The sequence below is a fragment of the Xanthobacter tagetidis genome, from assembly GCF_003667445.1.
Classification (GTDB): Bacteria; Pseudomonadota; Alphaproteobacteria; order Rhizobiales; family Xanthobacteraceae; genus Xanthobacter; species Xanthobacter tagetidis.
The window spans coordinates 206,683-221,962 of the sequence record NZ_RCTF01000002.1; the positions used below are offsets into that span (position 1 = coordinate 206,683).

The 15,280-nt window shown below is 67.5% G+C and carries 14 protein-coding genes and 1 tRNA gene; 9 read left to right on the top strand and 6 right to left on the bottom strand.

Going from position 1 to position 15,280, the window contains the following annotated elements:
- The first annotated feature begins 50 nt into the window (after positions 1-50).
- The 4 genes from D9R14_RS03765 (at position 51) to D9R14_RS03780 (ending at position 4,475) form a co-directional block, all read left to right on the top strand.
- Positions 51-1,682 (top strand): AMP-binding protein, encoded by a 1,632-nt coding sequence (locus D9R14_RS03765; protein ID WP_121621972.1) that lies wholly within the window; start codon positions 51-53, stop codon positions 1,680-1,682.
- Positions 1,683-1,965: 283 nt separating this feature from the next.
- Positions 1,966-2,733, top strand: coding sequence for a glucose 1-dehydrogenase (locus D9R14_RS03770; protein WP_121621973.1), 768 nt, complete (start codon positions 1,966-1,968; stop codon positions 2,731-2,733).
- A 6-nt stretch (positions 2,734-2,739) separates the two neighbouring features.
- Positions 2,740-3,510: an enoyl-CoA hydratase-related protein gene (locus D9R14_RS03775; protein WP_121621974.1), complete on the top strand. Its 771-nt coding sequence runs from the start codon at positions 2,740-2,742 to the stop codon at positions 3,508-3,510.
- 149 nt (positions 3,511-3,659) lie between these two features.
- Positions 3,660-4,475 carry an alpha/beta hydrolase gene (locus D9R14_RS03780; RefSeq protein WP_170168476.1) on the top strand — a complete coding sequence of 272 codons (816 nt, stop codon included), beginning with the start codon at positions 3,660-3,662 and terminating at the stop codon, positions 4,473-4,475.
- Here the strand turns inward: D9R14_RS03780 and D9R14_RS03785 are convergent.
- Positions 4,456-5,085, bottom strand: a complete 630-nt coding sequence (locus tag D9R14_RS03785; protein WP_210210804.1) for a MarR family winged helix-turn-helix transcriptional regulator — start codon at positions 5,083-5,085, stop codon at positions 4,456-4,458. The genes D9R14_RS03780 and D9R14_RS03785 overlap by 20 nt on opposite strands.
- Before the next feature lie 242 nt (positions 5,086-5,327).
- On the opposite strand from D9R14_RS03785, the gene D9R14_RS03790 reads away from it, so the two are divergent.
- Positions 5,328-6,809, top strand: coding sequence for a 4-hydroxyphenylacetate 3-hydroxylase family protein (locus D9R14_RS03790; protein ID WP_210210805.1), 1,482 nt, complete (start codon positions 5,328-5,330; stop codon positions 6,807-6,809).
- A gap of 550 nt (positions 6,810-7,359) precedes the next feature.
- On the top strand, positions 7,360-8,613 hold the full coding sequence (locus D9R14_RS03795; protein ID WP_121621977.1) for a PD-(D/E)XK nuclease family protein: 1,254 nt from the start codon (positions 7,360-7,362) through the stop codon (positions 8,611-8,613).
- On the opposite strand, the gene D9R14_RS03800 is transcribed toward D9R14_RS03795, so the two are convergent.
- Positions 8,601-8,675 (bottom strand) — tRNA-Glu (locus D9R14_RS03800). The two genes, D9R14_RS03795 and D9R14_RS03800, sit on opposite strands and share 13 nt — an antisense overlap.
- 561 nt (positions 8,676-9,236) lie before the next feature.
- On the bottom strand, positions 9,237-9,659 hold the full coding sequence (locus tag D9R14_RS03805; protein WP_121621978.1) for a VOC family protein: 423 nt from the start codon (positions 9,657-9,659) through the stop codon (positions 9,237-9,239).
- A 60-nt stretch (positions 9,660-9,719) separates the two neighbouring features.
- On the opposite strand from D9R14_RS03805, the gene D9R14_RS03810 reads away from it, so the two are divergent.
- From D9R14_RS03810 to D9R14_RS03820, 3 genes are all read left to right on the top strand, one after another.
- Complete coding sequence (locus tag D9R14_RS03810) at positions 9,720-10,490, top strand: SIR2 family NAD-dependent protein deacylase (RefSeq protein WP_121621979.1); 771 nt, start codon at positions 9,720-9,722, stop codon at positions 10,488-10,490.
- A gap of 196 nt (positions 10,491-10,686) precedes the next feature.
- Positions 10,687-11,277, top strand: coding sequence for a cold-shock protein (locus D9R14_RS03815; protein ID WP_121621980.1), 591 nt, complete (start codon positions 10,687-10,689; stop codon positions 11,275-11,277).
- A gap of 163 nt (positions 11,278-11,440) precedes the next feature.
- Positions 11,441-11,926, top strand: a complete 486-nt coding sequence (locus tag D9R14_RS03820) for a DUF192 domain-containing protein (RefSeq protein ID WP_121621981.1) — start codon at positions 11,441-11,443, stop codon at positions 11,924-11,926.
- A gap of 24 nt (positions 11,927-11,950) precedes the next feature.
- Here D9R14_RS03820 and D9R14_RS03825 read toward each other — a convergent pair whose 3' ends face one another.
- From D9R14_RS03825 to D9R14_RS03835, 3 genes are read right to left on the bottom strand one after another with little or no spacing between them, the layout of a single operon-like run.
- A complete protein-coding gene (locus D9R14_RS03825; RefSeq protein WP_121621982.1) occupies positions 11,951-13,084 on the bottom strand; it encodes a glycosyltransferase family 4 protein in 1,134 nt (377 codons plus the stop codon).
- A 55-nt stretch (positions 13,085-13,139) separates the two neighbouring features.
- Positions 13,140-14,189 (bottom strand): hypothetical protein, encoded by a 1,050-nt coding sequence (locus tag D9R14_RS03830; RefSeq protein WP_121621983.1) that lies wholly within the window; start codon positions 14,187-14,189, stop codon positions 13,140-13,142.
- Positions 14,190-14,192: 3 nt separating this feature from the next.
- Positions 14,193-15,173, bottom strand: coding sequence for an NAD-dependent epimerase/dehydratase family protein (locus D9R14_RS03835; protein WP_121621984.1), 981 nt, complete (start codon positions 15,171-15,173; stop codon positions 14,193-14,195).
- Between the last annotated feature and the right edge of the window lie 107 nt (positions 15,174-15,280).

Consider the following 15,280-nt stretch of genomic DNA (forward strand, 5'->3'; position numbering starts at 1 on the left):
AGCCTTCGCATGCTCCGAAAACCAAGAGCGGGCGCTGGAGGGAGGATGCCGTGACGCTCAACCTGGACGCCCCCTTTCTGCAACGCCGGGACGCGAATTTCCGGCCGCTGACGCCGCTGAACTTCCTGTTCCGGTCGGCGGACGTGTTCCCCGACCGCGACGCCATCGTCTATGGCGACCGGCGTGTGACCTGGCGCGACTATGCCCGTCGATGTCTCAAGCTCGCCTCGGCGCTGAGGCGGGCGGGCATCGAGAAGGGCGACGTGGTGGCGCTGCTGGCCCCCAACATTCCGGCGGTGCTGGAAGCCCATTTCGGCGTGCCGCTCGCTGGCGGCATCATCAACACCATCAATATCCGGCTCGATGCCGCAGCCGTCGCCTTCATCCTGGAGCACGGCGAGGCCAAAGTGCTGCTGGTGGACCCGCAATGGAGCGCCATCGCCCGCGAGGCGCTCGCCCTCCTGCCGTCAAAGCCGCTCGTGATCGACATCGAGGACGACATGGCGGAGGACGGCGAGCGGATCGGCGACCTCACCTATGAAGAGCTTCTCGCCACCGGCAGCGAAGACGACGACGTGGTCTGGCCGCAGGACGAGTTCGAGACCATCTCGCTGAACTACACCTCCGGCACCACCGGCAACCCGAAGGGCGCGCTCTACCACCATCGCGGCGCCTATCTGAACGCGCTCGGGCAGGTGCTGCACCACAAGATGGATGCGGACTCGGTCTATCTGTGGACCCTGCCCATGTTCCACTGCAACGGCTGGTGTTTCACCTGGGCGGTGGCGGCGGTGGGGGCGACCCATGTCTGTCTGCGCAAGATGGTCGCCGAGCAGGTGTTCGACCTCATCGAGGCGACCGGCGTCACCCATTTCTGCGGCGCGCCCACGGTGCTCGGCATGCTGGTGGACGGGGCGGAGCGGTCCGGCAAGCGGCTCGGCGCACCCGTCGCCGTGATGACCGCGGGCTCGGCGCCGCCGGCTCCGGTGCTGAAGGCGGCCGAGGACCTCGGCTTCATCGTGCGCCACGTCTACGGCACCACCGAGATGCACGGCGTGGTTTCGCTCTGCGACTGGCATCGTGAATGGGACGGCCTGCCCGGCGCCGAGCGCTCGCGCATGATGGCGCGCCAGGGCGTGCGCACCGTCGTCACCGACGAGATGATGGTCGCCGACCCGGTCACGCTCGCGCCCGTGCCGCGCACTGGCGAGGCGATGGGCGAGGTGATGTTCCGCGGCAACATGGGGATGAAGGGCTATCTGAAGAATCCCTCGGCCACGGAGGCCGCCTTCGCTGGCGGCTGGTACCGCACCGGCGACCTCGCGGTGGTCCACTCCAACGGCTACATCGACATCAAGGACCGCTCGAAGGACATCATCATCTCCGGCGGCGAGAACATCTCCTCCATCGAGGTGGAGGAGGTGCTCTACCAGCATCCGGCAGTGGCCTCGGCGGCGGTGATTGCCATGAAGCACGACCATTGGGGCGAGCGCCCCTGCGCGTTCGTGGAGCTGAAGGTGGAGGGCTCGCTTGCTGCCGAGGAACTGCTCGATTTCTGCCGCAGCCGGCTCGCCAAGTTCAAGGTTCCGGACCGCGTGGTGTTCGGCCCCATCGAGCGCACGGCGACCGGCAAGGTGCAGAAGTTCAAGCTGCGCGACCTGATCCAGGACCAGGGGCATTAGGAGCAGCTTCGATCATGAGGCGCTCGCCGTCATGCCCCGGAAAAGCGGGGGCAAGACGGAGCGGGCATGACGTGGATGAAGCACGGCACCTGCATCGACCGCGCTGCCGCACCTGCGGCGTCATCCCCCGGCTTGTCCGGGGGATCCACCCTGGAGACGGCCGCGTGGACGGGGTCACGGCGCAGAGCAAAGGCCGAAGTGGATGCCCCGGACGAGCCGGGGCATGACGGTGTGGGAATGATGGTGTGGGGATGACGGCGCCTGAATCAGAGGGGACAAGGACATGAGAGGCCTGAAGGACCGCGTCGCCATCGTCACGGGGGCGGCCGGCGGCATCGGCCAGGCGATCTGCCGGCGTTTCGTCGCGGAGGGCGTGAGGCTCGCCGCCGCGGACGTCAATGGCCCCGCGCTCGCCGGCCTGGCCGGCGAGCTGAAGGCGAGCGGGGGCGACGTGCTGCCGCTCGCCTTCGACATCACCCGCCCCGAGGAGGTGGAGGCGGCGGTCGCCCAGGCGCAGGAGGCGTTCGGGCGCATCGACATCCTCGTCAACAATGCCGGCTGGGACATCGCCAAGCCGTTCGTCGAGACCGACCCGGCGCTGTGGGACAAGATCATCGCCATCAACCTCGTCGGCCCGCTCAACCTGCACAAGGCTGTGCTGCCGCGCCTGATCGCCGGCGGCGGCGGCAAGGTGGTCAACATCGCCTCCGACGCGGGGCGGGTGGGCTCCTCGGGCGAGTCGGTCTATTCCGCCTGCAAGGGCGGGCTGATCGCGTTCTCCAAGACCATCGCCCGCGAGTGCGCGCGCGACAATGTGCGGGTGAACGTGGTCTGCCCCGGCCCCACCGACACGCCGCTGCTGCGCTCGTTCGTGGGGGAGGGGGAGTTTGGCCAGAAGATCTATGACGGCCTGCGCAAGGCGATCCCGCTGAAGCGCCTCGGCGAGCCCGACGACTTGCCCGGCATCATCGCGTTCCTCTCCAGCGCCGATGCCGATTTCATCACCGGCCAGGTCATCAGCGTGTCTGGCGGCCTGACCATGCACGGATAGGACGCGATGGACTACCAGGACATCATCTACGAGGTGCGCGGGCCGGCGGCCTGGATCACCATCAACCGGCCGGAGAAGTACAACGCCTTCCGCGGCATCACCTGCGAGGAGTTGATCCACGCCATCGGCAAGGCGGGCTGGGACAAGTCCATCGCCGCCATCGTGCTGACCGGCGCCGGGCAGAAGGCGTTCTGCACCGGCGGCGACCAGTCGGCCCATGACGGCGCCTATGACGGGCGCGGCACCATCGGCCTGCCGGTGGAGGAATTGCAGAGCCTGATCCGCGACGTGCCGAAGCCGGTGATCGCCCGCGTCAACGGCTATGCCATCGGCGGCGGCAACGTGCTCGTCACCTGCTGCGACCTCGCCATCGCCTCGGCGACCGCCGTGTTCGGGCAGGTGGGGCCGAAGGTGGGCTCGGTGGACCCCGGCTTCGGCACCGCCCTTCTGGCGCGGGGCGTCGGCGAGAAGAAGGCGCGCGAGATCTGGATGCTGTGCCGCCGCTACAGCGCCCAGCAGGCGCTGGAGATGGGGCTCGTGAACACCGTGGTGCCGGCCGACGAACTGGACGCCGAGGTGGAGCGCTGGTGCATGGAGATCCACGCGCTGAGCCCCACCGCCATCGCCATCGCCAAGAAGTCGTTCAACCTCGACAGCGAGAACATCCGCGCCATATCGGGCATGGGCATGCAGGCGCTGAGCCTGTTCTACCAGACCGAGGAATCGCGCGAGGGGGTGAAGGCCTTCCTGGAGAAGCGACCGCCGAAGTTCCGCTAGGGCGGGAAACCAGAGCGCGCCCTCCGGCTTGAACGCGCCGTCATCCCCCGGCTTGTCCGGGGGATCCACATTGCGGCCGGGCCTGCGATGGGGTTTGTGAGGAATCGAATGCCCGCTCCCTGCGGGTCTCAGCCATGGATACCAACGCCTTGGACTACGAATCCCAGATCAACATCGCTTTGCGCATTCCCGACCGCGAGGCGGTGGTTCAGGGCTGGTATCGCGACGCCGCGGCCTACCGGGAGGCGGCGCGGGCCGAGCTTGGCATCCCCTACGGAGCGGGGGCGCGGCAGTATCTCGACGTCTTCCACGGCGAAGGCGGCGACGGCAGTCTGGCCCCGGTGGTACTGATCCATGGCGGCTACTGGCAGCGCTACGACTGCCGCACCTTCAGCCATCTGGCGTCGGGGCTGAACCGGCGCGGCATCGACGTGATGATGCCCAATTACACCCTGGCGCCGGAGGTCCTCATCGAGGACATCTACCGCGAGATGTGCACCGTGATGGCGCGCGCCTTCGAGCGCTGGCGGCGGCCGGTGGTGATCGCCGGCCATTCCGCCGGCGGCAATTTCGCCGCCCGCATGCTGGCCGAGGACTGGACCAGACACGGACTCCCGCGAGATTTCGTGCGGTCCGCCGTCTCGATCTCGGGAATCTACGACTTGAGGCCGGTGATCGGCACCACCATCAACGGCGCCCTGAAGCTGGACGCGGCGCGGGCGGCCGCGCTCAGCCCGCTGCTCCAGCCGGCGCCGAAAAGCGGCATCCTCGACACCGTGGTCGGGGCGCTGGAGAGCGAGGTCTATCTTGCGCAGGCGGACGAGATCGTCCGGGCCTGGGGCGAGAGCGGGGTCGAGACCAGCGGGGCGCAGATCGCCGGGGCGAACCACCTCACCGTGCTTGCCGAGCTGACCGATCCGCAGAGCGCCACCTTGCAAACGCTCGTCACGCGGGCCGGCGGCTGAGGCGGGGCGGCTTGTCCTTGTCCTTGGCCTTGCCGGCCGCGGCCGCCGGAAGCGGCGCGGGCGGCGCCGCTTCCGGCGGATCGGCGAGGAAGGCCTGCAGCTTCAGCGCCCGCTCGCTGCTGTCGATGAGCCGCGCCATGATGTCGTTGAGCAGGCGGAACTCGTCGGTGGAGAGCGGGCCGAACTGTACGTCGTTCACCTGGCGCTGAACCGGCGCCAGCTCGCTGAGCCGCCGCCACCCCTCCGCCGTGATGCGCAGCTTGACGCGGCGGCGGTCCTCGGCGTCCGGCTCCTTGCTGACGAGGCCGAGGCGCTCCAGCTTGTTGGTGACGGTGGTGATGAACGGGCCGCTGAGGTGCAGGTGGGTGGCGAGGCGGTTGACGCTGACGCTGCGCTCCTCCGCCTCCAGATGGCCGATGGAGATGAGCACCGAATATTCGATCCCCGCGAGCCCGATGCGCGCTGCATGGCCGGCCCGCACCGCCTCGTGGCGGGACAGGAAGCCGAACAGGGCATGCACCAGCTGACGGAACGACCGGTCGCTGCCGTCCTCCAGCAGCTCGGGCCGGGAGACGGTGAGCGGCACGGGGGCTTTCGATGTGTCGGCCAATGAAGTCATCTCCCACCCCGGCCCGCGCGGCCCGTTTGCCTCGGCGCGGCCGTGGCTCCGCCGCCGCCAGCGACCGCGCGGGTTTAGCCCGCATGCCGTCCCGCGCCAAGGGACGGGCCGGCGGCCAGAGGGGGAGAGGCCTCGCAGATATAGATTGCAATATTAGCTAATTATGTTAGCTTTTAGGCCGGAAATGCACCCGTGCGACGAAACGCGCATGCCGGCAGCGGGAGAACGCCCAGATGAACACGCACACCCCCCCTCTCTCTCTGGTCAAGACCGGCGCCGAGCATGTGGCGAGCGTCAATGACGGGCGCAGCGTCTATCTCGACGGCAAGGTGGTGGGCGACGTGAGCGCGCACCCCGCGTTCCGCAATGCTGTCGCCTCCGCCGGCATGCTCTACGACTTCCAGGCCGCGCCCGAGAACCTGGAGGCCATGACCTTCGAGCTGAGCCCCGGCCGCCGGGTCAACCGCGCCTGGCAATTGCCGGAGAGCTACGAGGACCTCGTGGTCCGCCGCAAGGCGCTGGTGGCGCAGGCGGAGTTGACCGGCGGCTTCCTCGGCCGTTCGCCCGACCATGTGGCCTCCTCCATCTGCGGCCAATATATGGGCTTCGAGGTGTTCGAGCGGCACGATGCCAAGCGCGCCGCCGCCTTCCGCGACTGGTTCGAGGACGTGCGCCGCCGCGACGTGTTTCTCACCTATGTCATCAACAACGTGCAGGGCGACCGCTCCAAGGCCTTCGGCAGCCAGCAGGAAGGCGCCGAGGACATGGTGGCCCGCATCGTCGACGAGGACGCGGGCGGCATCACCATCCGCGGCGCCAAGCTGTTCGCCACCAGCTCCATCATGGCGAACGAGATTTATGTCAGCTCCGGCCAGCCTTTGATGCCGGGCGAGGAGCACCTCGCCTTCTCCTGCGCCCTGCCGATGAACGCGCCCGGCCTCAAGCTCCTGTCGCGCAAGTCGTTCGAGGCGCATGCGGTGAGCGAGTTCGACAACCCGCTCTCCGCCCGCTACGACGAGAACGACGCGCTGGTGTTCTTCGACGACGTGAAGGTGCCGTGGGAGCGCGTGTTCACCTATCGCGACACCGACATGTGCCGCGCCCAGTTCCACGACACGCCCGGCCACGTCTACCAGAACTACCAGGCGCAGATCCGCCTCTCGGTGAAGCTGCGCTTCCTGGTGGGCCTCGCGCGGGCGCTCACCGACATCATCGGCACCTCCAACTTCCCGCAGGTGCGCGACACTTTGGGCAAGCTCGCGGCGCAGGCGGCGATGATCGAGGGTCTCGTCTACGGCATGGAAGCGGCGGGCTATCGGCGCGGGCCCTATTACCTGCCCGACCGGCATCTGCTCTACACCGCGCAGGTGTTCTCGCAGGAGCTCTATCCGCAGGTGATCGGCACCATCCGCGAGCTCGCCGGCGGCGCGCTGTTGATGCTGCCCTCCTCGGTGGAGGACTTCTCCAACGACGAGCTCGCCCGCATCATCCGCCTGACGCAGATCTCCCCCGCCGTGAGCGGCGAGGACCGGGTGAAGCTGCTGAAGCTCACCTGGGACGCCGTGGGCTCGGAATTCGCCTCGCGCCACCAACAATACGAGATGTTCTACGCCGGGGCGCAATACGTCACCCGCGGCCACAGCTTCCGCACCTACGACTGGGCGGGCGCGGCGAAGGCGGTGGACGTGATCGCGTCGCGGTATGGGCTGGGGTGAGGGGGGCGCGTGCGTGCCCTCCGGCGCCTTGCTCCCTCGGCGCAGCAGGGACGATTGACGTGACGGCGCGGCGGCAGACGGCAGGCGCTCACCGCGCCGCGCGGATGGCGCAGCCGAGCAGCTGAGCCACAAGCCGCCGCCGCTCCTTCTCGTCGCCGGGACATCGCCGAGACAAGCGTCCCCACAGACACGCCGCTGGCTTCTCCCGACATCGCGCTGCTGATGGCCGCCGACGAACGGCACAACATCGCCATCCTCGACCCACTGCCACCAAAGAGGCCGCGACCCGGCGGTGGGGTGGGGCACCTTGAGGCGGTGAATTAATACCTGCAATACGGGGTGTTCGGGGCTGGGGCACAATACGTGACGCGCGGCCTAAGCTTCCGCACCACCGGCTGGGGGGCGGCGGCGAAGGCGGTCGAGGTGATTGCGTCGCGGTGGGGGATGGGGGGGCGGGCTGCGAGACGGGATATCCAGTTGTGAAGTCCACGCTTCACGTGCAGAAATCGGACGCAAAGAAGTCCGAATCCCGCCGCTGGAGACTGGCCTGATGCATCCCGCCGTATCTTCGTTAGCACCAATGTTGGTGCAACTGGATCGGCGGCGACCCGCCATTGATGCCGAACGGTTGGCTTCACAGCTCTACGGCGCACCCGATTTCTCGCCGATGAGATTATTTAATCCCGGAGAAGCCACACTTAGCCGAGTAATCGCAGAGTTGTTCGACCCATCGGGGGCCCATGGGCAGGGTCCACTTTTCCTGAATGCGTTTCTCGGCGTTCTTGGGCTGCCGACTTTGGGCCAATTTGACTGGTGTCGGATCCGCACGGAAGTGCCAGTTCGTCGAATGGAGACCGTTGGGGGCGATAGGCGCATCGATATCGTCATCGAGACGCCTGACCTTGTCATTGGGATCGAGAACAAGCCCTGGGCGCCACAATCTGAGCGGCAGTTATCAGAGTATTGGTCCGCATTGACTGGTCGTCTGGATGGTAAAATTAAAAAATTGGCATTCATTTCTCAACAAGAAGCAGCCACTGCTCAGGAAAGCGTTTCAAGAGTTCCCTATGTAGCATCGGATGGCAGATCCCTTTATGCGATTTTTGACGGCGTTCTCGACAAGATCAAGGCCATTCCGGTGCGCGCCTTTGTCGTTGACCTTCTCTCCTATTTCGCCGCTCAATTCGGAGATAAGCCTTTGATGAAAGAAGATGACAGTCCCTTTCTTAATGCGGTCGATGAAATAATTTCCAAGAACGAAAATGCCCGAAAGGCAGCCTTTATTGTTTTATTGGCCGGACGCCGCTTGCACAAAAGCTCCATTGACGAAATTGAAGCATTCCTTACGGCTGACCTTCAGGCGATGGGGCTCCATGTTTGCGCGCCTTATTCGCTCCACGAGTGCCTTTCGGTACAGTATCGCCCGTGGAGTTTGCGTCGAGACACGTGGCCTGAACGTTGTGTTCTTGCGCTGGAAGCTCAACGGAGCCACTTCGAACAGATTCTGGTTGGTGTCCGGGCGCCGGATCCCAAACTGGGCGCACGGGCAAATGGGCAAGACTGCACCGATCATGACCGCCTGCGGAACGTGCGGGACAAGGTTGGCGGCGGTAGTCGCAGCCAATGGTGGCCATGCTACCAGTTGGCAACACCACGGGATTGGAGCCAAGAAGAAATTGCGCGGCTTGTGCTTGAAGAGCCCGGCCCCATCGTTGCTCACCGGGACATCCAGCGGCTAAGGGATTATCTCGTCAGTCTTGCAAGTGCGATTGACGAATGCATTGAAATTGCTGGCGCGCCCTAGGGGAGTCGAACCCCTCTCTCCACCGTGAAAGGGTGGCGTCCTAACCGATAGACGAAGGGCGCTGCGGCGCCGGCCCTTATAGGGGGGACGGCCGCGGGCGGCAAGGGGTGGAGCGGAACCGCACGCGGGAACAGGGGAAAACTCGCCTCTGCCCGGTTCGTCCGCCAAGCAACCGGCTTTCCTTTCCCCGCCTCCGCCGCCAAGCGAGCGGGCATCCCTCTCCCCCACGGGGAGAGGGCAGGGTGAGGGGGAAGGGACGCCGGGAGGCTGGAGCGCCGGGGGGCAATCCGGGCGGGGGAGACCCTTCACCCCGACCCTCTCCCCGTCGGGGAGAGGGGGCGCCGCGCGTGCCTACATTCGTTGTGCATAGAGCCCGAGCCGGATTCCCTCTCCCGCTTGCGGGGGAGGGCTGGGGAGGGGGCATCGGGCGAGGGCTGGGGAGGGGGGATCGGGCGAGGGCTGGGGAAGGGGCATGCTGGGTGAGGGGAGCGCCGATGGCTGTCCGTCGCCCCGCGGGGCTTTCCCCCACCCTTCCCTCCCCCGCACGCGGGGGGAGGGTTGGCGTCACTCCCGGTCGCGGCTGCCCGTTTCTCTGCCGAGGCGCCGACAGCCCGCCCCCGTTTTCACCACTTGCCGGTGTTCGGCATGGAGGCCCAGGGTTCGGCCGGCGGCTTGGGGCCGCCTTTGTTCAGAAGCTCCACCGAGATGTTGTCCGGCGAGCGCACGAAGGCCATGTAGCCGTCCCGCGGCGGCCGGTTGATGGTGACGCCGGAGGCCATCAGGCGCTCGCAGGTGGCGTAGATGTCCTCCACCTCGAAGGCGAGATGGCCGAAATTGCGGCCCTCGTCGTAGGGCTCCGGGTCCCAATTGTGGGTCAATTCGATCTCGGCCACGCCCTCCTGGCCGGGCGGGGCGAGGAAGATCAGCGTGTAGCGCCCCTGCGGCACGTCCTTGCGGCGGACCTCCTTCAGCCCCAGCTTGTTGCAGTAGAAGTCCAGCGACTGGTCGACGTCGGTCACGCGGACCATGGTGTGCAGAAAGCGCATGGCGAGCCTCTTCGCTGTGGGCGCGACGGGAGGCCGGCGGCGTGCCGGCGGAGCGAACGTATGATCTTCGAGCGCGATCTCAAGGGTGCGCAGGCGCGCCTTGGCGAACTTCTCGACAACGCGCGGCATGCGGTCGCCTTTACCGGCGCCGGCATCTCCACCGAATGCGGCATTCCGGACTTCCGCTCCCCCGGCGGCCTGTGGAGCCAGAACAAGCCCATCCCCTACGACGTGTTCGTCTCCCACAAGGCGGCGCGCAACGAGGCTTGGCGCCGACGCTTCGCCATGGAGGAGGCGTTCGGCGGCGCTCAGCCCGGCCGCGGCCACCGGGCGCTGGCGCGGCTCTTGTCGGCCGGGCGGCTCGCCGGCGTCATCACCCAGAACATCGACGGCCTGCACCAGGCCTCCGGCGTGCCGGACGCGCACCTGGTGGAACTGCACGGCAACGGCACCTACGCCACCTGCCTCGAATGCGGCCAGCGCTATGAGCTTTCATGGGTGCGCGAGCGGTTCGAGGCTGCGGGTGGCCTCGCGCCCGATTGCGCGGCGTGCGGCGGGCCGGTGAAGTCCGCCACCATCTCGTTCGGCCAGGCCATGCCGGAGCGGGAGATGGCGCGCGCCGCCGCGCTCACCCGCGCCGCCGACCTGTTCATCGTCATCGGCTCGTCCCTGGTGGTCTTTCCCGCCGCTGGATTCCCGCTCGAAGCCAAGCGGGCGGGTGCGAAGCTGGTCATCCTCAACCGCGAGCCCACGGATTTCGACGACATCGCAGACATGGTGTCGCGTTCCGAGATCGGCGACGTGCTCGGCCCATTTGCTGACCAAGCGTGAAGAGGGTGGGCGAACCGTCGCCGACTTGCTATCGTAGGCCGCTCTCGCGGAATCGAGCGGTCGCGCGCGTTTGAGCGCGCGCCGACCGGCTTGCCCGCACGCTGGTCGGATACGCGTTCTCTGCCATCAGGTTAGGGGCGAATGCCCGGTTGGATCGAGCCAATGTGATCGGATCGCGCTCTGGGTCGGGGGGGATATGGGGTCTGACGGACTGGGGGTGGGCCCGCTCATCGAGGGAGCCACCGACGACGGCACGAGCGATGGCGTCGAGGCCCCCGTGGGGCTCGTCGAGATCGCCGGCGCCATCAAATGGTTCGACGCCTCGAAGGGGTACGGCTTCATCGTGCCCGACGGTGGCGGGCCGGACGTGCTCGTCCACGTGACCTGCCTGCGCCGCGACGGATTCCAGACCGCTATCGAGGGCGCACGGGTAGTGTGCGAGGCGGTGCGCCGCGCCAAGGGCTTCCAGGCCTTCCGCGTGCTCTCGCTGGACCTGTCCACCGCCGTGCAGAGCCCTCCGCCGCCCAGCCGGGCGCGCGAGCTGGTGGAGCCCAAGGGCGGCTTCGAGCGCGCCACGGTGAAGTGGTTCAACCGCCTGCGCGGCTTCGGCTTCCTCACCCAGGGCGAGGGCACGCCGGACATCTTCGTGCACATGGAGACCCTGCGTCGCCACGGTCTGACCGAGCTGCGCCCCGGCCAGGCGGTTCTCGTGCGCTACGGCGACGGCTCCAAGGGCCTCATGGCCGCCGAGGTGAAGGCGGACGCGGACGGCTCTGCCGGCCACTGAGCCCCTCGCCCCCGGGCAAGGGCGCCGCAGAGCGCAGGGCAGAGCGGACATCCGCACGGCGGCGTCCGGTCGCAACACCGCTCATGTTGTCGCCACCATCCCGAACGCCTATGAGGGATCGCGCGCCGCGGTTCGGCGCTCCGATGGCCGAGGGTTCCACAAGATGCACCGCATCCGCGCCTTTGCCCTGCTGCTCGCGCTCGGGCTGCTCGCGCCGCTCGCCCCGCTTTACGCCCAGCCGGCACCCGACAAGAGCGCCACCACCATGGCCCGGCAGGCGCTGGAGATCGCCACCGCCAAGGGGGTCCTGGTGTTCGAGGTGGAACTCGCCGACACCGACGCGCAGCGCGCCAAGGGACTGATGTTCCGCGACACGCTCGGCGACCGGCGCGGCATGCTGTTCGACTTCAAGGTCGATCAGCCGGTGGCCATGTGGATGAGGAACACCAAGATTCCGCTCGACATGCTGTTCATCCGCGCCGACGGCACCATCGCCCGGATCGCAGCGATGACCACGCCGTTCTCCGAGCAGACCATCTCGTCCGGCGAGCCGGTGCGGGCGGTGCTGGAGATCGACGGCGGCGCCGCCCGCCGCCTCGGCATCACGGCCGGCGACAAGGTGGCGCATCCCGTCTTCGCCCCCAGATAGCCGACGCCGGCGTCCGCAGGGGCGTCAGGCGGAGGAGCCGGGCGTGTCGCACAGCCGGCCATAGAGACTGAGAATTTCCTCACTCATGCGCTGCGCCGTGAAACGCGCCTCGAAGTCGCGCCGGGCCGCGGCGCCCATGGCGCGCAGCTGCGGCCGCGAAAGGCCTCTGAGGCAGTCGGCGATGGATGCCGCATCGAGCGGGAAGATGAGCCCCGAGCGTCCGTGATCGATGATCTCCGGCAGCGCGCCGCGGTCCGAGGCGAGCACCGGCGTGCCCTCCCGCATGGCCTCCACCGCGACCAGGCCGAACCCTTCCCAGCGCGAGGGCATCACGAACGCATCGGCCGCCGCCATGCGCTGCGCCACCTCTTCGCGCGGCACCCAGCCGATATAGTTGACCTTCGCGCCGGGTCGGGCCGGTGGGCTCGCGCCGGCCGGCAGCGGGCGGCCGTCTTCCCCCAAGGGCTCGCCCAGCACGTCGAGCTCGACCGGCACACCCTCGAGCTGCGCCATGGCATCGAGCAGGATGTCGAGGCCCTTCTGCCGGTCATGGCGCCCGGCGAACAGCAGGCGGAGGGGGCCATGCTCCGGCCGGACGACGCCGGCGCCCCGGGGCGCGGCGGCGATGCCGTTCCAGACCGTCACCAGCTTGGCCGCCGGCAGGCCGGCGGCCAAGGCGAGGCGGCGCTCGTCCTCGGAAATGGTGACGATGGCATCGCAGCCGAACGACAACGCCCGCTCCAGCCCGGAATAGACCTTCTTCTTCAGCGGCGAGATCTCCATGGCGAACGACCAGCCATGCGAGCAATAGACAATCTTCGGCCGTCGCGGGCGCATCCCCAAAACCGTCCGGCCGACCACGCCGGCAAAGGTGCCGTGGATGTGGACCACGTCGGGGCGAAAGGCCGCCACCTCGGCGCTCAGCGCCACGCCGAGGCGCCGCAGCGATCCCGGATCGCGCCCGGTGCGCGCCCAGCCGGTGATGCGATGGCGCGGCAGATCGGGCGCGTGGTCGAGCTGAGGTCCGGGCAGGAGGAAGCGCACCCTTTCCTCGCCGAGCTGGTCGCGCTGGAACGCCCAGAGTTCCTGGATATAGGTGGCGGTGCCGCCCGGCAGGATTTCAGAGACGTGGAGGACGCGGGAAGGCGGGGCACTCATCCTTGGCTCCGGTCATTGGCAGAGGTCAACGCGCGAAGCGGCGAAACCGGCTGCACTATCGAGTGTTCAGCAGGGGAGGCCCGAGCCGCGCGAGTTGCGCGGCGAGCGCCTCCCGGGTCGCGGGAACGGCGACAGGCGAATCCGAGAACCCGCGCAGCCGCAGGCCGAGCTTGTCCAGGCCGACAAGGCCGGCCACGAAGAATGAACGGTCAGCCTCAGCAAGGTCGAGCAGCGCTGTGGAGAAGGGGGAGAGATAAGCGAGATAGGCAAAGTCGGCGCAGTGCTCCAGAACACCCCGGCGGTCCTGCTCGATGGCGCGGAGCTCTGCGGCGGCGCGCAGCGTGTCCACCGCGTCCGCGCTCTCGCGGGGATGAGGCAGGTAGCGGATAGGATGGGGGAGGGCGCTGGCGAGCGCTCTGAGACCGGTCGCGTAGGTCTTCATGTCGACAAGCCCGTCGCCGACCAGCGGCTGGCCCACAAAGAGGATTTCCGCCCGATAGGTGCGAGCGCGCAGCGGGCGGTGGAAGGCAAGCGAGCCCTCGCGGAAGCGGTCGCGGATACGGAAGGCGTTCTTGTCGAGCGTCGTGCGGGACAGCCGTCCCACATGGAAGCCGCATAGCTTCTGCACCAGGCGGCGCTTCACCCGGAACAGCGGGCCTTCCATGTCCACATAGTGCATGAGCCCATCCTCCCAGATCTCGACCTTGCCGGGAGGCAAGCGCGGGACGAGGAACTCCTCCAGAGGCTCGGTAGCCAGAAAGACGACAAGCTTCTCGAAGCGGGCTGCTGCGGCGAGCGCCGCGAGGTCGGCGTAATAGCGGGCATTCGCACGGCGGACGGAAAGAAGGTTCCTGTTGCCGCCGCCGATGCGCACCTCGCGCCCGAGATGCACCACGTTTTCACCGAATGCGGCGACGGCAGGGGCAAGCATGTGGTCGTCGCGCACGAGGCAGAGATCGACCGGCGCTTCATTGTCCAAAAGGAACTTGATGTGCAGCGTGCTGCGCGGCAGGGCAGCGCGAAGCGGCCTCCCCGAGGCGATCGCTTCGGCGAGGCGCGCGACGCCGGGCCCCGAGAAGCGCGAAAGATCGGGCGCGGTCGCCATGGCTCAGTCGAAATGGCCGGAAGGGGACATCTCGCGCCAGCGCGCCAGCGATTGATCGAGGTCGTAGCGATAGGGAAAGCCGAGTTCCACCAGGCGCTTCGGAACGATGTTGGTCGAGCGGTTGAGCTTGTGCATGCGCGCCCGGTTGATGGAGGTCTTCATCCCCACCCCGGCCGCCACCTCTCCGGCGAGGCCGACACCGAGCATGACGTTCATGGGCAGCACGCGCGTGGCGGGGGCGTAGCCGGCCACGCGACTGAAGGCATTGCAGATGTCCTCGGCCGTATAAGAGCGCGGGTGGCAGAAGTTGTACGTGATCTCCATTTCCGGCCGCGCAAGCGCGAAGCCAAATGAGGCAACCAGATCCTCCACATAGCCGGAGGCCTTGATGGTGTCCTTGCGGCCTGGAAAGACGAAACGCCCCTTGCGCAGCAGCCCCGCAAGGCGGGTAAAGTTGCCGCTTTCGGTGTAGCCGTAGATGACGGCGGGCCGCACCACCACGAGCTTGCGGGCCTCGGGCTTCTCGGCGCGCCAGAGGCGATGGATCTGCTCGGCGCCGAACTTCGAGCGGCCATACGCGCTCTCGGGTTCGAGCACGGAGTCCTCGTCCTTCGGCGTCTCGCTCGGACCGTAGACCGAGATGGAACTTGTGAAGACGATCCGGTCGACGCCATGGCGTCGCGCGAAATCGCACACGTTCACGGCGCCGAGCGTATTGGTGAAGAAATATTCCCAATCCTCGTGCCCGGGAGTCGTGTGGACCGCGGCGAGGTTGTAGATCTCCACCTCGCCGGGCGGGCAAGCGAGCGTGATCGGCTCGCGCACGTCGCAATGGACGTAGGACACGCCATCCACCGTAAAGCGCGGCTTGCGGATGTCGGCAGAGACAAGCTGGTCATATGCCCCGCTGGCAGCCAGAGCCTTCAGCAGATGCGAGCCGATGAAGCCGCAGCCGCCGAAGACGATCGCTGATTTTCCGGTCATACGTGTGCCCCCGATTGTAAGACCTTGGTTCATCTGCAGTGCTGGCATCGGCTGTGCGGTCAGCTGTTTTCCTGGAGCTGGCAGCCACACTCCGCCAGCTCAACTGC